The following is a 17,565-nucleotide window of genomic DNA, read 5'->3' as shown; positions in this document are numbered from 1 at the left end:
TATAAAGGTTTAAATGCAAAGTAAGAATATTTTTTTAGATGATATTTTGAGAGTCTTTTTCATAGCCCGCAATGATTGTTACGTGAGATACAGACACGTCAAAGAATTGAGCTTTTACTTTTAAATATTCAGGATCGGAAAAGAAGTTTTCTGAGATGGTTTTATTTGGGAAATGAATTGTAAACACTCGATTAATAGGAGTATCAACTTTTGAAAGAAGAACCTCCGAAACTACAAAATCAAAACCGAAACCGCCACCAAAAGCACTAAGAATGGGTGCCATAGCCGCTCTATAGTCTGAATACGCGCCATTGTCCGAAACTTCCAAGCCAACTAAAAATTCATACATTTTGTAACCTATTATGTTAAAGACTAAACTAATCCATCACGCCCAAATAATAGGCAAATTTAGTTGATTTAAATAAGTGACGAAGGAGAAAAGCCAACAATTTTTTGTCCTGTTGTAATGGCTTGATTCTCATTAAGCCTCCTCCCCTGCATCGCGATTATTCAACTACGATGAAAGGGTAACCAACCTTATAGGAGACAGCTCAATGAACTTTTACAGTAACATGCATCCATAATTTGCTGTAAGCTACTTACTTAACAGACGAAGCAAACGAATTGTTTTTTGATTTAGAATTAAACGTCAATTTATGAAAACGGTAAAAAAACTAGTCCATTGACTCGGTTAAGGTTCATATATGTTAGCACTATAAAGTACGCATGAAATGGTCAATTATTGACTGTTTTATTTCAGGCGCTGTCTCTTGACTAAAACCATGACCTGTCGGATATGCGTTGTGTGTGACGGAATGTTTGAAATTATGTTTTTTAAGATATTCCTCTATCTCGTTCGACATTTGAAATGAAGGCCAAACTTGATCGTTTTTTGCTGAAATCAGCAATATTGGACCATTTATTTTTTCGAAAGAGAATAATGAGTTTGCTACATTGTCTTTATTTTCTAAAGCAACTTCAAATCGATTAAGTAAAGGAGCCTTTTCATCAAGTTCCAAGCTTAAAGCAGGAATATCTTTTCCGTTAAATGTCCACGCGGACTTTGCTGTAGTCATTCCGTACCAAGCTACTTTGCTTGGAGTTGTCGCTACAACAGATTTGATGCGTGGTTCCATCGATGCTAATAAAAGCGCTAATTCAGCTCCCCTAGAACCACCAATAAAACCAATTTTTGACGAATCTATTGAAGAAACAGTCTCAAGATAATCAATTGCACTTAAAAAATATTCTAAGGGTATTTGATCTAGTGTCTGAGCAATCCCTTTTTCTTTAAAGTAAGCGAGCCCTAATACAGCGATCCCATGTGGTGCAATCATTTTACCATTGGCATCACCTGTGCTGATTCCTCCCTCAGAACCACCGATTGCAATAACCACAGGAACTTTTTCTGAGGTATTAGGAAGATAGAGATTGGCAACAATGTTTTTGAACCTCACTTCCTTAACAAAAAAGTCTTGCGCACTTGATACGCTCGAAAATAAAGTTATCAATATAAATATAAATTTAATACGCATGTCTTCCTCTTGTGGGACCAACGAGCCTGTAGATTAACTCGTTTTTTATTTGTTTTTATTTATAAACAAACCATAGCTGAGTTCCTATTTTGGTTCAATCAATTACTGTACTCTTACGCAACATATAAAGAAGTGTTTGATATTTTTAATCGACGTTTTGAAGGGGATTACAAGTGTCTGAGTGGCTTTATTTAGGGTAAAAAAATTATCGACCCTAGAACTTTCTTTGTCATGCTAAGTAAAGTCAGAGCCAGAAGTGAAATTACCCCCGATCTCTTCTGCACTTCGTGAAGCACAACCAGAAATCATAAATATAAAAAGAAATAAAATCGTAGATTTAAATGCCACTGCTCATCCTTGTGTATAACGCTCCGCACATGCGCGCGAACTTAAGAGCGTCATTCCGGGCCTAAGGCCCTGAATGACGCGGATTGTTAAGCTAGACTACTGCGGTTGCGCCCTAAAAACTCGAAAAACTAATGACTTTATACATACGTGAGAAAACCATGGAATCCCCGCTATTAACAATATACCTATGAGAGGTATTATTGATCCAGAAAAAACTATTGAGCCAAACACATAACCAAAAATACACTCTGCTCTGTATATAGGCAGGAATAGACCGACTACTACCAAACCTAAAGACAAGTAAATTACAACATTTTCGTAGCCGACACGAAAGCTAAATGACTGCACAAAACTTAAAATCAGCATACCGAAAAAACCAATGCGCACGACTCAAAAAATCTTTGCCCTTACTGGCGCGTCATTAGGGTTATAGTAACTAACCCACATTTAGGCCAATCTAAGGTGTCACGGCTACTCAAGTCTGAAAAAAACGTCGAAATCCACGCTAGCGGCGTTCGCATATCTTGCTGAGGGAAAATATGAATACCACTGAGCTTCAATTGAGAGAAATCTCAGTTAAAAAACAAACGGCCTGAAGGCCGTTTGGATTATTAAACATCTAGCTCCATTACAACACCGTCTTCATCATCTTCTTCGGTCACTTCAAAACCAAACTGTGAATAGAACTTGCGCATTGCATGATGACCAGGCATATAGAGTATGGTGATTTTCTTACACTCTGGAATTGCTTTCATTTCATTAATTACCAGTTCTGTAGCGATTTTCCCAATACCTTGTCCTTGATGTTTAACATCAACCATGAACTGGGCAATATAAAACTCATCCGGTAGCCCTTCTTCAAGCTCCTGATAATATTGCATAAAACCGACGACTATATCGTCAAGATAAATTGCACGATTAACATAATGAGGGTAAAAACTGGATTCAGCAATAGACTCTGAATTTAACGCTACGTAATCTTCTTGCTCTTTAGTAATCTCTAGATGAATAACATCAAGCCAATTGTCTTTCGTAACCTCACGCAAACTTACATTCATAAAATTCCATTTTATTTTTCACATAAAGCTAACTATATATGGGAGAATTTAAAAAAAACAATACTTAATTTGAGATAAACCCGATAACTGCGTGTTATTTGTCTGCGTAAAATCGCTTGGTAGTTAGACCGTCACGTTTCCTTGGTAATCACACTAATACACCTATTGACAGAGTTTAAGCTCATATGTGTTAAAGCTTTTTAGTGCCACCTTTCAGATGCATTAATATTAATTAAAACGTCATATCCAATATATGGCTTCATTTTTTCTTGCTGTCTCGGCGATTGGTTAAAATACATTACACTTAAATGTATTGCTTCACTATTTCTATTTATTGCATTTACAAATATATAGTCAGATGAATCAATACCACTAAAATTAATTTTAAATTGGCCTAATAAGGTTCCAGAATACGAGATCCAATCTAAGAATATATTTTGAGGGAATGTATTAGAAATAACAAAAACCTCTTCATTTAAACAATGTACCTGTTTAATATTATGAGCAGGTAAAAACATTTTTCTGTTAAAACTTAAAACTCTAGCAGGTATATCTTTTCTTGCTAAAATAGAAAAGCTATCAGGACAATTAAATAGGTTTTTTCGCACTTTTTCTATTTTTAAAATTTTATTTTTTATAGGTAAATAGGTATAAGCTGTTTTTGGGTAAGGTATAACTCCTACCGCGCCCTTAATAGGTAATGTTGGATTTAGAACTTCCCTAACGAATAGAGCGCCATATTGACCTTGCCAGCCTTTCGAGTTATCAGAAGATATATCGCAGTTGCTATTTGAACACTTCCATTCTTTATAAGCTAAAATGTCGCCTGAAACTTGGTTTTTAATATAAGTTCTTTGAAAGTAATACTTACGGTTATAAATATCTCTACTCTCAATGATATTTTCTACTACAAATTTTGACGTTTTTTCTATTGGTTGTATTAAAGAAGCACCCGAACCTATTTGATGAAATTGCTCCCCTTTGAAATTTATTTTTTCAAAATTAAGCCACCTCAAATAGCCTAAACTGGTGTTTGGGTAATAACGATTATTTTCAAAATTTTTATTAATCAAAGTGATTTCTGTAATATCATTTTCTCGATCTAAAATTACTTTTCTGTCAGGTTTAACACCAAGGAAATATAAATAAATAATTGAGAAAATTAGGAGAAGAATCGCCCAGCGTACTACTTTCATTTGATAAAACTCAAACATTTAAGAGACTGATAATAGTTTGCTAAAATGTGTAACTAAGCGAAACCGAGCAAACTGTTAGGAGCATTGTCCTTTTAAACGACTTGTTATACGTTTTTGCTACGCTCTTTCAGTAACCGTCCCTTTGCAACTGATTCATTTTTTAAAAAGTTAACCATAAAATGATAATCAGGGTGTGTTTTTAAACTACGGCTAACAAAATAAACGTTAGTAGTATTAATAGAAAATGTTTCTCTAATACCCGCTCCTGGGTTGTTTCCTGCTAACAAACTTAGTTTTATACCCGGAATGTTGAACACAATATGTTGGTAGCCATCATGGTTTTTAACCATTGGGAAGCCCATTGACGGTGTATCGACTATTTGATTATCAACATATACTGCTAGGTAAGTATTTGCAAGAAATTCAGTATTTCCTAGTAGGTAATCTGAAAAAGCAATCATGCTTTCTTCACGAATCGAATTTTTTGTGTCGGGAATACCGAACCCACTCCAATCCGTTATGGACAACCTCCAAGCAATACTTACAGCAAAATACATGAAATTAAATGCTATTTCGTTGTTTGGCGGGAAATACCATTTTTCATCTTTTATTTGAGACAATGCTTTAAACTTTTTGATCTTGGTTGCGAGTTTAAAACCTTTAGGACGAGCCATAAAAGAAATAACTTTATCTTCCCCATTTTGGGAGAATTTCAATTCACAACTTTCACAAAGTAAATGCTTTTTAGCCTGCTTGTCTGTATAGGCAGCTGATTTCTTAGAGCCATTAATCAAAACAATATTCTGCCCGTGTTCAGGGAAACTTTTACTAATTGATCGGTAAACAGCTTTAGGCATAAAGTGACTATCTTTAAGCTTTGCTAATTTTGTACACAATGCACAGATTCCGTTCACCAAACCTCCCGAAACGTATAACGCCGCATTAAGATGATAAAAATAGTGGATTAAAATGTGTAGCGGTTCGAAACGTAAGCCACTGTTTTTGTTCCTTTTAAATTCCTTGCTAAATTACTTTTTACGCCCAACATATATAGCTAAAGATAATACAACTAAAGTTAGTGTTGTTATTACTTGCCCGTAAACAACAAAAGACAATAAAACTTCACTATGTTTTAAGTCTAAATTGGAAATAGTGCTTCGACCTACCGAAGAAAAAAATGCCCCTAGGATATTTATATATTCTTTTTGGAGCAAATAATATATAGCTGAAAAATTTAGAATATTTTCCACATAACTATTAAGAGCTAATTTAACTCTGTCATATTTATTTAATGACGAGCCATTCGAATTCTCAATCTTTATAACATCATTAGTGAATGCATAGATTATTTCAATGCTACGTGAGCAGGTTCTAATAAGAGTAAAAAACAATGCGGTTTGAATAATAAATTCAAATGATTGGTGCTCGATCTCATTTTTTAAAAGCCCGATAATAGATAAAATTAAAAATATAACAGAACTGGCTACTAGGTTTGTATTATTTGCAGACTTTAGAAAACTAGCTTTTGATTTTTTTTGAAGTCGTTGATTAAAGTTTCTGTCTTTATATTGTATTTTCTTTTTGAAGTACCTTGAAAAAAAGTACCCAGGAGAAACAAACAACCAAAAATAGTTTTTATCAAATTTCACTTTAGAGTATTCAGGTTTCGGCTTTAACGTATTAAACGCAAATAATCTTATTCCATATTCAATCAGTAAAGTCAATACAACCGCTAACGCAATATAAACATTAATTAATGGTAATATTCCATAATTACAAAGAAGGCCTAAAAGTAATGTTGCACTTAATATTAATAGTGAGTATTTCACCCAAACTCCTTAGTAATTTAACAGCTTATTGAACACCACTTTGGGGGGTTATAAAACCTCAAAACGGCGTATATTACATGGCTCAATAATTCCACTAAATAACTTCAATGTAAACAAGTTATTACGCAAGTTATAAAATTATCGTTGTTAAAATACACCAAAACGACTTTTAATAATGTTATTGGACAAAACACCATTAACTGTCTATATATACAGTATCCTTTTTTATTTGAATATCGTTTATGAAACCCCTGTTTCTAACCATGATTAAATTATAATGGTGCGATTTAAAACAAAAAAGCACAGCCAAAAGAGCTGTGCTTTCAATAATTAAACTAGATCTAACAAAGTTATAAACGTATGCCGCCGTCTATCTCTACTACACGGCCAGTGAAAAAGTCGTTTTCGATAATATACTGAGCAGTATGGGCTATTTCAGCGGTTTCACCTAAGCGCCCTACGGGTGTTACAGCAAGCATGCGCTGTTTGGCTTCTGGCTTCATTACATCGGTCATGGCGGTGCTAATAACACCCGGGGCAATGGCGCCAACGCGTATACCAAAGCGGCCAAGCTCTTTAGCCCATGTAGTGGTTAATGCCACAACACCTGCTTTTGAGGCAGCATAGTTAGTTTGGCCAATATTACCCGCACGCGCTACGCTTGACATGTTTACAATTACGCCGCCTTTGCCTGATTCAATCATGTGGCTAGCCGCTTCGCGCCCTGCCAAAAATACGCCTGTTAGGTTAACGTCAATTACTGATTGAAATTGATCAAGCGACATTTTTTTTACCACTTTACCGTCTTTGGCTTTTATAAACATGCCATCGCGTAAAATGCCGGCGTTATTAATTAATACCCCAATGTGTCCAAAGTCACTGTTAATGGTATTAAATACGTCTTCAACTTCGCTCTCAATGGTTACATTAGCGCTGTAGCCTTTAATAGTGCCTGTTACGCCTGCTAATGCAGATAGTTGCTCGGTTGCTTCATCTAACTGGGCTTGCGCCATATCAATTAAGGCAATATTAGCGCCCATTAAGGCAAACTTTTGCGCCATTGCAAAACCTAAGCCTTGTGCGCCACCGGTAATAACTACGGTATTATTTTTTATTTCCACGATACTTTCCTACTTCGAAAACAATTTAAAAATGGCACTAAAATCATCACTGCCTGCACCTTGGTGCTGCATCATAGTGTATAAATTTTTAGCCATTGAGCCCATTGGCGTCAGTGAATTACTTTGTTGCGCTGCTTCCATAGCAAGGCCTAAATCTTTAGCCATTAAATCAACCATAAAACCGGGTTTATAGTCGTTACTAGCTGGTGCGGTTTCCATAACACCTGGGCAGGGGTTATAAAGTTCTAACGTCCAGTTACGACCCGAACTTGCGCTCATTATGTCGCTGAGTACTTTTGCATCGAGGCCGTTATTAATTCCCATTTGAATGGCTTCACTGGTGCCTGCCATTAAAATACTCAACAGCATATTGTTACATATTTTAGCAACTTGCCCTGCACCAATATCACCAGCATGGAATATGTTTTTACCCATATCGACTAATACAGTATTGGCTTTATCGAATGCAGCTTGCTCACCACCCACAATAAAGGTTAACGTGCCCGCTGTTGCGCCTGCTACACCACCCGATACAGGTGCATCAACAAACGCAATGCCTTGCTCGCCAAGGGCATGGCCTACATCACGAGCTGATTGTGCATCTATGGTTGAACAATCAATCACTAACGTGCTTTTACTTAGTACTTTAATTAAACCCGATTGCTCGTCTGTGCCTAAATAAAGTGATTTAACATGTTTGCTTGCCGGTAGCATGCTAATTAGCACATCAGCCTCGTGCGCACAGTCACTTGCGCTTTGCGCCGCACTAGCCCCATGATTCACAAGCTCTTTAACGGCCTCTGCACTTAAGTCAAAAACGCGCACACTGTGGCCTGCTTTAACTAAGTTTGCTGCCATTGGGCCGCCCATGTTTCCTAAACCAATAAATCCTATATTAAGTTTACTCATCGCTTTACCCTTGTAAATTTAGTTGTGAAAAGTACGGCTCTAGCGGATGTTGCTCGCCAAAGCGATTTGCAAAAAAGCTCTCTACTACTTCGTTTGGCACATCTTTAAGAGTGTTAAATTGCCACTGTGGCGTACCGTCTTTATCAATAAGTAAGGCACGTACACCTTCTTGAAACTCGCCCACTTCGCCAGCACGAACCGACATGCCTAATTCCATTTTAAAACAGTCAGCTAAGTTTTTGCCTTTGCTGTGTTTAAGCTGCTCACTCACTAAAGCACAACTTAATGGACAACCATGCGCCAACGATTTTTGTGCTCGTTGTAGCCATCTATCATCAGTGGTTAGGTTTAAAATGTAATCTACCTGCTGCTGTAACGTGTCAAAGTCGCCTAACTTTTGAATTAGCGATAAGTTGGCTTTTAAATTGCCTTTAGGCATACGGCTAGAGTTATTATCTAACTCAATAAGCAAGTTACTTAGCTTGTCGTGGTTTAAACTTGCTGTTTTACCCCATTTAGTATTGAGTAACGTTTCAACAAGCTCTGGGTATTTATCGGCATTTACAAAGTGGTCGGCAAGCGATACAAGCTTAGCGTCTTCACAATTAATTGACGCCGAGGTCAGCCCTAAAAACAAACCAACATGGGCGGGCATTTTATGTAAAAAATAACTGCCACCTACATCAGGGTAAAGCCCAATGGTTTGCTCTGGCATGGCAATGCGTGATGTTTCAGTAACAACACGATGACTGGCACCGGCCATTAAACCTAAACCGCCGCCCATTACAATACCGTTACCCCAGACTAAAATGGGTTTGTTATAGCAATGAATAAGGTAATCGAGTTGATACTCTTGAGTAAAAAACTCTTCAACCAGTGAGCTCGGTTTACCCTCACTCATTGCTTTGTGTAAGCTCACTACATCGCCACCGGCACAAAACGCTTTTTCACCTGCGCCTTTAAGAACCACTAATGCAATGTTATCGTCTTTGTCCCATTGCTGTAGTTGTGGCTCGAGTAAGCTGATCATCTCAAAATTTAACGCGTTTAATGACTTAGGCGCGTTAAGCGTAGCAAAACCAATGAGTCGGCCATTGTCTGTGGTTGCCGTTTCAAATACCACGGCAGCATCAGCTGAATTTAAACGGGTTAATTCACTCATTAGCCATTCACCCAATTAGCTTTGCGTTTTTCTAAAAAGGCGTTCACGCCCTCTTGCTGATCTTCGGTATCAAATAAACCAACAAACAGCTCTCGCTCCAGTGGCAATGCATTCGCCATTGGCTGATGACGCCCTTTTTGAATCAATGTTTTACATGCAGCAACCGACGATGGGCTTTGCTCTGCTACTTGGTTTGCTAGTTTTAGTGCTGCTGCAAAGCTTTCACCTTGTGCAACCACTTCTTCCACTAAGCCAATTTGTAGGGCTTTATCGGCTTTTAAGCGCTCACCGCATAAAATCATGCGTTTTGCCCAGCCTTCACCAACGAGCCATGCTAAGTTTTGCGTTCCACCAGCACAGGGTAATAAACCCACTTTTGCTTCAGGCAATGCCATTTGTGCTTGCTCTTCTGCAATACGAATATCGCAAGCAAGCGCTACTTCAAGCCCGCCACCCATTGCGTAGCCATTAATGGCTGCAACCGACACGCCTCTAAAATTAGTTAGCGCTTCAAAGGCTTCACCAAATACACATGACATATCTGCAGCTACACCTTTATCGCCACTGGCAAATACATTTAGGTCGGCACCGGCGCTAAAAAACTTCTCGCCTTCACCAGTCAGTACTAATGCATAAATATTTTTATTGGTGTTGAGCTGATTAACTGTGTCTTTAAGCGCCACTAAGGTGTCTTTCGTCCAGGTATTCGCTGGCGGATTCGACATAGTTAAAATAGCTACATGGCCTTCAATAGTTAATTCAATACTAGGATTTGACATACTAATCTCCTTATAAAACTTCGCTGGCTGATTCGGCTAAGATACGACGCGCAATAATCACGCGCATAATTTCGTTAGTACCTTCTAGAATTTGATGAACACGTACGTCACGTACATGGCGTTCAAGTGGGTACTCTTTAATGTAACCGTAGCCCCCATGAATTTGCAGCGCATCGTTACACACAGTAAAACCGACATCGGTTGCAAAACGTTTAGCCATAGCACAGTAAGTGGTTTTTTCACTGTCGTTAGTATCAAGTTTAAACGCAGCGAGTCGAACCATTTGGCGTGCTGCTACAAGCTCGGTATTCATATCGGCAATTTTAAATTGTAGCGCTTGAAATGCTGCCAATGGCTTACCAAATTGGGTACGCTCTTTTAAATACTCACGTGCAGTATTAAGTGCCGCCTGTGCAGTACCAATAGAGCAAGTTGCAATATTAATACGGCCGCCATCTAAACCTTGCATGGCAAACTTAAAGCCTTCGCCCTCAGCGCCTAATAAGTTTGCTGCTGGAATTCGTACATCTTCAAAACTGATTAAGCGTGTTGGTTGGGCATTCCAACCCATTTTTTCTTCTGCTTTGCCGTACTCAATACCTTTGGCATCTGCTGGTACAACAAATGCTGAAATGCCACTTGGGCCATCTTCCCCAGTACGTGCCATTACCACTAAAATTTCTGTTTCACCGGCGCCAGAAATAAACATTTTTGAGCCGTTAATAACATACTCATCACCATCAAGAACTGCTTTAGTTTTTAATGACGCAGCATCAGAGCCTGAGCCTGGCTCAGTTAAACAGTACGATGCCAGTAATTCACCCATTACCAATTGTTCAACGTATTTGTCTTTTACAGCATCGGTACCAAAGCTTGCGATCATCCAGGTTGCCATATTATGAATGGTCAGCATAGCTGTAGTTGCTGTACAACCCAGTGCAAGTTGTTCAAAAATAATGCTTGAATCTAAACGAGATAAACCTAAGCCACCGGCTTCTTCAGGCGTGTATAAGCCACAAAAACCAAGCTCACCAGCGGCTTTAATTGTGTCTTTTGGGAAAATATGTTCGCGATCCCACTTAGCTGCATGTGGTGCTAGTTCAGATTCTGCGAATTGGCGCGCCGTTTGCGCAAAAGCTTGTTGATCTTCAGATAAGTTAAAGTCCATGGTAGACCTCTTGTTGTGTTTTGTTTGTTGTCGGTGCATCCCATAACGGGAGTTATTAGTGAGGAGCGACAACATTATGTGTTGTGCCCCTCTTTTTTATTAATTATGCGGTTAAACTGTTACTTAAGATTAATACTCATATTTGGACCTGAAGCGATATCATCTTCAAACCAGCGAGAAGTAATGGTTTTGGTTTCTGTGTAAAAACGAATACCTTGTTTACCATACGTGTGAGTATCACCGTAGAATGAGCCTTTCCACCCCGTGAACGAGAAAAATGGTAATGGCACAGGAATTGGCACATTAATACCCACTTGGCCTACTTCAATTTCGTGTTGGAATTTACGTGCAGCCGCACCACTTGAGGTGAATAATGAGGTACCATTGCCATAAGGGCTTTCGTTAATAAGCGCAATGGCTTCTTCAAGGGTATCAACAAACATACACGCCAATACTGGGCCAAAAATCTCTTCTTTGTACAAGTTCATATCTTTGGTTACATCAGTAAATAACGTAGGACCTACCCAGTTACCTTGCTCGTAACCTTTAACGCTAAAATCAGAGCCATCAATTAAACAGGTAGCGCCTTGTGCTTTACCATCAGCAATCAGTGATAAAATACGTGCTTTTGCAGCAGGTGATGTTTGTGGGCCATAAGCCGCGTCTGCATCATCCCAAACACCTGGGCGTACACCTTCAAAGCCTGCTTTAATTTCGTCAACCCAGTCTTTTGCTTGACCAACAAATACCGCCACTGAAATACCCATACAGCGCTGACCTGCCGCACCTACAGAGGCACCCACAAGGTTATTAACAACATGCGATTTACTCGCATCAGGCATAATTACCATGTGGTTTTTAGCACCAACACACGCTTGAACACGTTTTAAGTTTTGTGTGCCTTTAGAGTAAATGTATGCACCTACACCACATGAACCCACAAATGAGATAGCACGTACGGCTTTGTCTTCTAATAAGCGGTCTACTTGTGGTTTTGTACCGTGCACAACTTGTAATACGCCTTTAGGTGCACCTGCTTCAATAAATAGCTCAGCTAAGCGCATAGGAGTAAGTGGGTCTTGCTCAGACGGTTTTAAAATAAAGGTGTTACCACACACAATTGCCAGTGGGAACATCCACAATGGGATCATTGCCGGAAAGTTAAATGGCGTAATACCTGCACATACACCCAGTGGTTGCATGTAAGAATACGTATCGATTTTACGCGCTACGTTTTCCATGGTTTCACCCATCATTAACGACGGCGCATTAGCAGCTTGTTCAACTACCTCAATACCACGCCACACATCACCTTTTGCATCTTCAAACGTTTTGCCTAGCTCATGACAAATAATAGTGGCTAGCTCATCATGGTTTTCTTTTAATAGCGCCGCGTATTTCATCATAATGCGCGCACGCTCAGTAATAGGCACATCTTTCCATGTTTTAAATGTTTCGCTTGCTGATGCAATCGCCGCATCCATCTCTGCGTCTGTAGCGCATGGCACTTGCGCGAGCACTTCTTGATTAGCTGGGTTTACAACATCAATTAATTCATTTGACGTTGACTGAACGAACTCGCCGTTAATTAGTAAAGGTACTTGGTGCATAATAAATCCTATTGAGTCAATTTAATTGCCGCAGCGCTGTGATTGTTATAGTTGCTGCGGCTTTGTTATCAGTTAAAGTGCTTCGACTGCCATAGCAACGGCTTCACCGCCACCTATACACAAAGACGCAACGCCTTTTTTGAGGCCTCGGTTTTTAAGCGCATGAATAAGTGTTACTAAAATACGTGCGCCACTAGCACCAATTGGGTGGCCTAGTGCACACGCACCACCATTCACGTTAACTTTGCTTTCATCGAGCTTTAATTCGTTAATAGCCAGCATAGTGACCATGGCAAACGCTTCATTAATTTCCCATAAATCAACATCGGCGGTTGTCCAGCCAGCTTTTTCAAGAACGCTGTTCATTGCGCCCACTGGGGCTACGGTAAATTCACTTGGTTTTTGAGAGTGAGTACTGTGAGCAACAATTCTACAAAGTGGTGTTAAACCCTCAGCTTTTGCTTTTGATTCGCTCATTAGTATTAGCGCAGCACCACCATCTGAAATAGACGATGAATTAGCGGCAGTAATAGTGCCGTCTTTTTTAAATGCAGCTCTTAAGCTAGGAATTTTTTCAGGTCGTGCGTTGCCAGGTTGCTCATCAATAGAAACAGTGACATCGCCTTTACGCGTTTTAATAGTGTGCGGAGTGATCTCGTTATCAAACCACCCATTGTCTATGGCTGCGTTTGCTTTACTTAATGAACCCAGTGCAAACGTATCCATTTGCTCACGACCAATACCATATTCATCGGCTGTGTCTTGAGCAAAGCAACCCATTGCTTTATTGTCGTAGGCGTCTTCTAGGCCATCACTCATCATGTGATCTTTAATTTCGCCATGTCCCATACGCATACCGCCACGGGCTTTAGGAATAAAGTAAGGTGCATTGGTCATGCTTTCCATACCACCAGCGATTGCTGATTCAATAGAACCTGCTTTAATAAGGTCATTCGCTAACATCGCTGCTTTTAACCCAGAGCCACATACTTTATTAATAGTGGTAGCGCCGGTGCTTAGTGCAAGCCCCGCTTTAAGCATTGCTTGACGCGCAGGTGCTTGGCCTAAACCGGCTGGCAATACGCAGCCCATAATTACTTCATCAATTGCATCATTGCTTAAACCCGTTTGAGCAAGTGCACCTGCAATGGCCGTAGCACCTAATTCGGTAGACTGCGCATCACTTAGTGCGCCCATAAATCCACCCATTGGGGTGCGTTTTGCTGCTACAATTACAACGCTTTCGAAAGACATAAAAGGCTCCATTTTCAATTAACGCAAACATGTTTTATTATGTTTAGCTTAATGTTTAAACTAATCTGATAAATACGAGCATACATAAAATTTACGTTTACGCCAACGTAAATCTAAAATCAACTTTCTAATTAGTGTAAAAACTGTAAAGTTAGCTTGCTAAAAATTTATTACATACTGTCTAACTGGCTTATAACGTTTATAAACACTCAACTTCTGCTGCATTTCCGCTTTTATTTTATACGTCTAAAGTATAACAACCAGATCGCACTTTACCTTTACGTAAACTTCACTTATATTGGAGTTATTCGAATGAGGTAAACATTACAATGAAATCAGATAATCAAACAAACTTTGCAAATTCAGCCAACGAGCCGGCTAAAAACGAACAAACTTTTAGCATTAGTGAATTGGCTAAAGAATTTGATATTACCACCCGCTCTATCCGTTTTTACGAAGACCAAGGGTTAATATCACCAGAGCGCAATGGTCAAACACGTATTTACTCAAAGCGCGACAAGGTTCGCCTAAAGCTAATACTGCGCGGTAAGCGTTTAGGTTTCACCTTAGCTGAAACAGGTCGTTTGTTTGAACTGTATGATGCTGATAAATCAAGTGCAAAACAGTTAGTTACTATGCTTGACCTTATCAGTGAGAAAAAAGCCGATCTTTCACAACAGATGGATGACATTAAAGTGGTTCTTATGGAACTGGTCACCGCTGAACGTCGCTGTCGCGACACGCTTAGCAAAATAGATGAATAAAATATAACAACGTCATCAACACACAGGAATTAATCATGAGCACTATTTCACTATATAAAGAAATGAACTTTGGTCTTGGCGAAACTGCAGATATGATCCGCAGTCACGTAAACAGCTTTGCCAGTCAAGAAATTGCCCCACTAGCTGAAAAAACTGACCTTGATAATGCGTTCCCCAATGAACTTTGGCCGCAAATGGGTGAAATGGGCGTGCTTGGCATGACCGTGGATGAAGAGTTTGGTGGTGCTGGCTTAGGCTATTTAGAGCACGTTATTGCCATGGAAGAAATTAGCCGTGCAAGTGCCTCTATTGGTTTAAGCTACGGTGCGCATTCTAACCTGTGTGTTAATCAAATAAACCGCAATGGTTCACAAGCACAAAAAGAAAAATACTTACCTAAACTAATTAGTGGCGAGCACATTGGTGCGCTGGCGATGAGTGAGCCTAATGCGGGCTCTGATGTTGTTTCTATGAAACTCAAAGCAGAGAAAAAAGGCGATAAATACATTTTAAACGGTAATAAAATGTGGATCACTAATGGCCCTGACGCTGATACGTTGGTAATTTATGCAAAAACAGATTTAAACGCCGGCGCTAAAGGGATTACAGCCTTTATTGTAGAAAAAATATTTCCTGGTTTTTCAACCGCACAAAAGCTCGACAAACTCGGCATGCGTGGCTCAAATACCTGTGAATTGGTATTTGAAAACTGTGAAGTACCTGAAGAAAATATTTTAGGTAACTTAAACGAAGGCGTTAAGGTACTTATGAGTGGCCTTGATTATGAGCGTGTTGTTTTAGCGGCTGGCCCACTTGGCATAATGCAAGCGTGTATGGATATTGTGGTGCCTTACATCCATGAGCGTAAGCAATTTGACAGCCCTATTGGTCAATTTCAGTTAATACAAGGCAAAATTGCTGATATGTATACACAAATGAACGCAGCTCGCTCATATGTGTACACAGTAGCAAAAGCATGTGATCGCGGCGAAACCACCCGTAAAGACGCTGCTGGCGCAATTTTATATGCTGCTGAGCTTGCAACTAAAATGGCATTAGACGCAATTCAAATTTTAGGCGGTAATGGTTATATAAATGAATACGCAACAGGTCGCTTGCTGCGTGATGCAAAATTATATGAAATTGGTGCAGGCACCTCAGAAATACGCCGTATGTTAATTGGTCGCGAATTATTCACTGAAAGCCGCTAAGGATTAGTTATGACGATTTTAAAATCGAGCGTTAATCCGCATGATCCAAATTTTGTGCAAAATCACAACAACATGTCGGCGCTAGTGGATGATTTACGCAGTAAAGCAGCAACAATACGTTTAGGCGGCGGCGCTGCGCTAAAAGAGCGCCATGAAGGCCGCGGTAAATTGTTTGTCCGTGACCGTATTACCACTTTGCTAGATGAAGGCTCGCCATTTTTAGAAATATCGCAATTTGCTGCCTTTGGCGTTTATGAACAAGATATTCCTTGTGCCGGTGTGGTTGCAGGTATTGGTCGCGTTAAAGGCGTAGAATGTATGGTGATTGCTAATGATGCGACAGTAAAAGGCGGCACCTATTTCCCGCTGACTGTTAAAAAGCATTTACGCGCTCAAGACATCGCCGAACGTTGTCATTTACCGTGTATTTATTTAGTTGACTCAGGTGGCGCAAACTTACCTGAGCAAGACGACGTATTCCCTGACAAACTGCATTTTGGTCGTATTTTTTATAATCAAGCGCGTATGTCAGGTAAAGGCATTCCACAAATTGCTGTGGTTATGGGGTTATGTACTGCAGGTGGTGCGTATGTTCCTGCTATGGCCGATGAAAGTATTATTGTAAAAGAGCAAGGCACTATCTTTTTAGCTGGCCCACCGCTGGTAAAAGCTGCCACCGGTGAAGTAGTTACTGCAGAAGAGCTTGGTGGCGCCGATGTACACTGTAAAACATCAGGTGTGGCCGATCATTACGCAGAAAACGATGCTCATGCGTTGTCGATTGCTCGCCAATGTATTGAACGGATTAACTATTCGCGCCCTACCTCACCATTACTAGAAGAAGTAAAAGCCCCTCGTTATGATATTAACGAACTTTACGGCATTGTCGGTACTGATCTTAAAAAGCCATTTGATGTCCGTGAAGTCATTGCGCGTACTGTTGATGATTCATCGTTTGATGAATTTAAACGCTACTTTGGTGAAACACTGGTAACAGGTTTTGCCAGTATTTATGGTCATCCCGTAGGCATAGTGGCCAACAACGGTATTTTATTTAGTGAGTCAGCGCAAAAAGGCGCGCACTTTATTCAACTATGTGCTCAGCGCAATATTCCACTGGTATTTTTACAAAACATCACTGGCTTTATGGTCGGTAAAAAATACGAGTCTGAAGGCATTGCTAAACACGGCGCTAAAATGGTGATGGCGGTATCGTGTGCCGATGTACCCAAATTTACTATTTTAATCGGTGGCTCATACGGTGCAGGTAACTATGGTATGTGTGGCCGCGCATTTGAACCGACCATGATGTGGATGTGGCCAAATGCCCGTATTTCGGTTATGGGTGGCGAACAAGCCGCTGGTGTAATGGCGCAAGTAAAACAAGATGGTTTAGCCCGCAAAGGCGAAAGCATGAGCGAGCAACAAATTAGCGATTTTAAAAAGCCAATCATCGATCAATACGAACAGCAAGGCCACCCTTATTATGCCAGTGCCCGTTTATGGGATGATGGCATTATTGACCCTGCTGATACACGCAATGTTCTTGGGCTTGCACTTAGCGCAGCTAAAAATGCTCCTGAGCGTGAATCAAAATTTGGCGTATTTAGAATGTAATGGG

General features: G+C 39.9%; 16 protein-coding genes. 3 read left to right on the top strand and 13 right to left on the bottom strand.

Annotation, left to right across the window (positions count from 1 at the left end; translation table 11 throughout):
* Positions 1 to 34 precede the first annotated feature (34 nt).
* The 13 genes from P3J6_RS12225 to P3J6_RS12165 form a co-directional block, all read right to left on the bottom strand.
* A complete protein-coding gene (locus P3J6_RS12225) occupies positions 35 to 349 on the bottom strand; it encodes a DUF1330 domain-containing protein (protein WP_178956048.1) in 315 nt (104 codons plus the stop codon).
* 364 nt (positions 350 to 713) lie between these two features.
* Positions 714 to 1,535, bottom strand: coding sequence for an acyl-CoA thioester hydrolase/BAAT C-terminal domain-containing protein (locus tag P3J6_RS12220; RefSeq protein WP_198523151.1), 822 nt, complete (start codon positions 1,533 to 1,535; stop codon positions 714 to 716).
* Positions 1,536 to 2,494: 959 nt separating this feature from the next.
* A complete protein-coding gene (locus tag P3J6_RS12215) occupies positions 2,495 to 2,941 on the bottom strand; it encodes a GNAT family N-acetyltransferase (protein ID WP_198523150.1) in 447 nt (148 codons plus the stop codon).
* Between the two features lie 200 nt (positions 2,942 to 3,141).
* Positions 3,142 to 4,137, bottom strand: coding sequence for a hypothetical protein (locus P3J6_RS12210; protein WP_198523149.1), 996 nt, complete (start codon positions 4,135 to 4,137; stop codon positions 3,142 to 3,144).
* Between the two features lie 104 nt (positions 4,138 to 4,241).
* Positions 4,242 to 5,051: a hypothetical protein gene (locus P3J6_RS12205; protein ID WP_198523148.1), complete on the bottom strand. Its 810-nt coding sequence runs from the start codon at positions 5,049 to 5,051 to the stop codon at positions 4,242 to 4,244.
* Positions 5,052 to 5,165: 114 nt separating this feature from the next.
* The gene (locus tag P3J6_RS12200) at positions 5,166 to 5,966 is read right to left on the bottom strand and encodes a hypothetical protein (protein ID WP_198523147.1); all 801 of its coding nucleotides are present in this window, start codon (positions 5,964 to 5,966) and stop codon (positions 5,166 to 5,168) included.
* 350 nt (positions 5,967 to 6,316) lie between these two features.
* Positions 6,317 to 7,087, bottom strand: a complete 771-nt coding sequence (locus P3J6_RS12195) for an SDR family oxidoreductase (protein WP_198523146.1) — start codon at positions 7,085 to 7,087, stop codon at positions 6,317 to 6,319.
* 9 nt (positions 7,088 to 7,096) lie between these two features.
* Positions 7,097 to 7,996 carry a 3-hydroxyisobutyrate dehydrogenase gene (gene mmsB / locus P3J6_RS12190; protein WP_075169250.1) on the bottom strand — a complete coding sequence of 300 codons (900 nt, stop codon included), beginning with the start codon at positions 7,994 to 7,996 and terminating at the stop codon, positions 7,097 to 7,099.
* 4 nt (positions 7,997 to 8,000) lie between these two features.
* Positions 8,001 to 9,158, bottom strand: coding sequence for an enoyl-CoA hydratase/isomerase family protein (locus tag P3J6_RS12185; protein WP_198523145.1), 1,158 nt, complete (start codon positions 9,156 to 9,158; stop codon positions 8,001 to 8,003).
* A complete protein-coding gene (locus tag P3J6_RS12180) occupies positions 9,158 to 9,937 on the bottom strand; it encodes an enoyl-CoA hydratase (RefSeq protein WP_036982737.1) in 780 nt (259 codons plus the stop codon). Before P3J6_RS12180 ends, P3J6_RS12185 begins: the two co-directional genes overlap by 1 nt.
* A gap of 10 nt (positions 9,938 to 9,947) precedes the next feature.
* A complete protein-coding gene (locus P3J6_RS12175; protein WP_198523144.1) occupies positions 9,948 to 11,105 on the bottom strand; it encodes an acyl-CoA dehydrogenase family protein in 1,158 nt (385 codons plus the stop codon).
* 119 nt (positions 11,106 to 11,224) lie between these two features.
* Positions 11,225 to 12,715 carry a CoA-acylating methylmalonate-semialdehyde dehydrogenase gene (locus P3J6_RS12170; protein ID WP_198523143.1) on the bottom strand — a complete coding sequence of 497 codons (1,491 nt, stop codon included), beginning with the start codon at positions 12,713 to 12,715 and terminating at the stop codon, positions 11,225 to 11,227.
* Between the two features lie 72 nt (positions 12,716 to 12,787).
* Positions 12,788 to 13,969 carry a thiolase family protein gene (locus P3J6_RS12165; protein ID WP_010389953.1) on the bottom strand — a complete coding sequence of 394 codons (1,182 nt, stop codon included), beginning with the start codon at positions 13,967 to 13,969 and terminating at the stop codon, positions 12,788 to 12,790.
* Between the two features lie 329 nt (positions 13,970 to 14,298).
* Between P3J6_RS12165 and P3J6_RS12160 the strand changes: the two genes are divergently transcribed.
* The 3 genes from P3J6_RS12160 to P3J6_RS12150 are packed head-to-tail and all read left to right on the top strand — an operon-like array spanning position 14,299 to position 17,561.
* Positions 14,299 to 14,733, top strand: a complete 435-nt coding sequence (locus P3J6_RS12160) for a MerR family transcriptional regulator (protein WP_008114692.1) — start codon at positions 14,299 to 14,301, stop codon at positions 14,731 to 14,733.
* Between the two features lie 35 nt (positions 14,734 to 14,768).
* Positions 14,769 to 15,944: an isovaleryl-CoA dehydrogenase gene (locus P3J6_RS12155; RefSeq protein WP_198523142.1), complete on the top strand. Its 1,176-nt coding sequence runs from the start codon at positions 14,769 to 14,771 to the stop codon at positions 15,942 to 15,944.
* A 9-nt stretch (positions 15,945 to 15,953) separates the two neighbouring features.
* A complete protein-coding gene (locus tag P3J6_RS12150) occupies positions 15,954 to 17,561 on the top strand; it encodes a carboxyl transferase domain-containing protein (protein ID WP_010389951.1) in 1,608 nt (535 codons plus the stop codon).
* Positions 17,562 to 17,565: the final 4 nt, after the last annotated feature.

The organism is Pseudoalteromonas sp. 3J6, assembly GCF_903995135.1.
In the GTDB taxonomy this organism is placed as follows: Bacteria; Pseudomonadota; Gammaproteobacteria; order Enterobacterales; family Alteromonadaceae; genus Pseudoalteromonas.
This window is presented reverse-complemented; position numbering and strand designations above follow the sequence as displayed.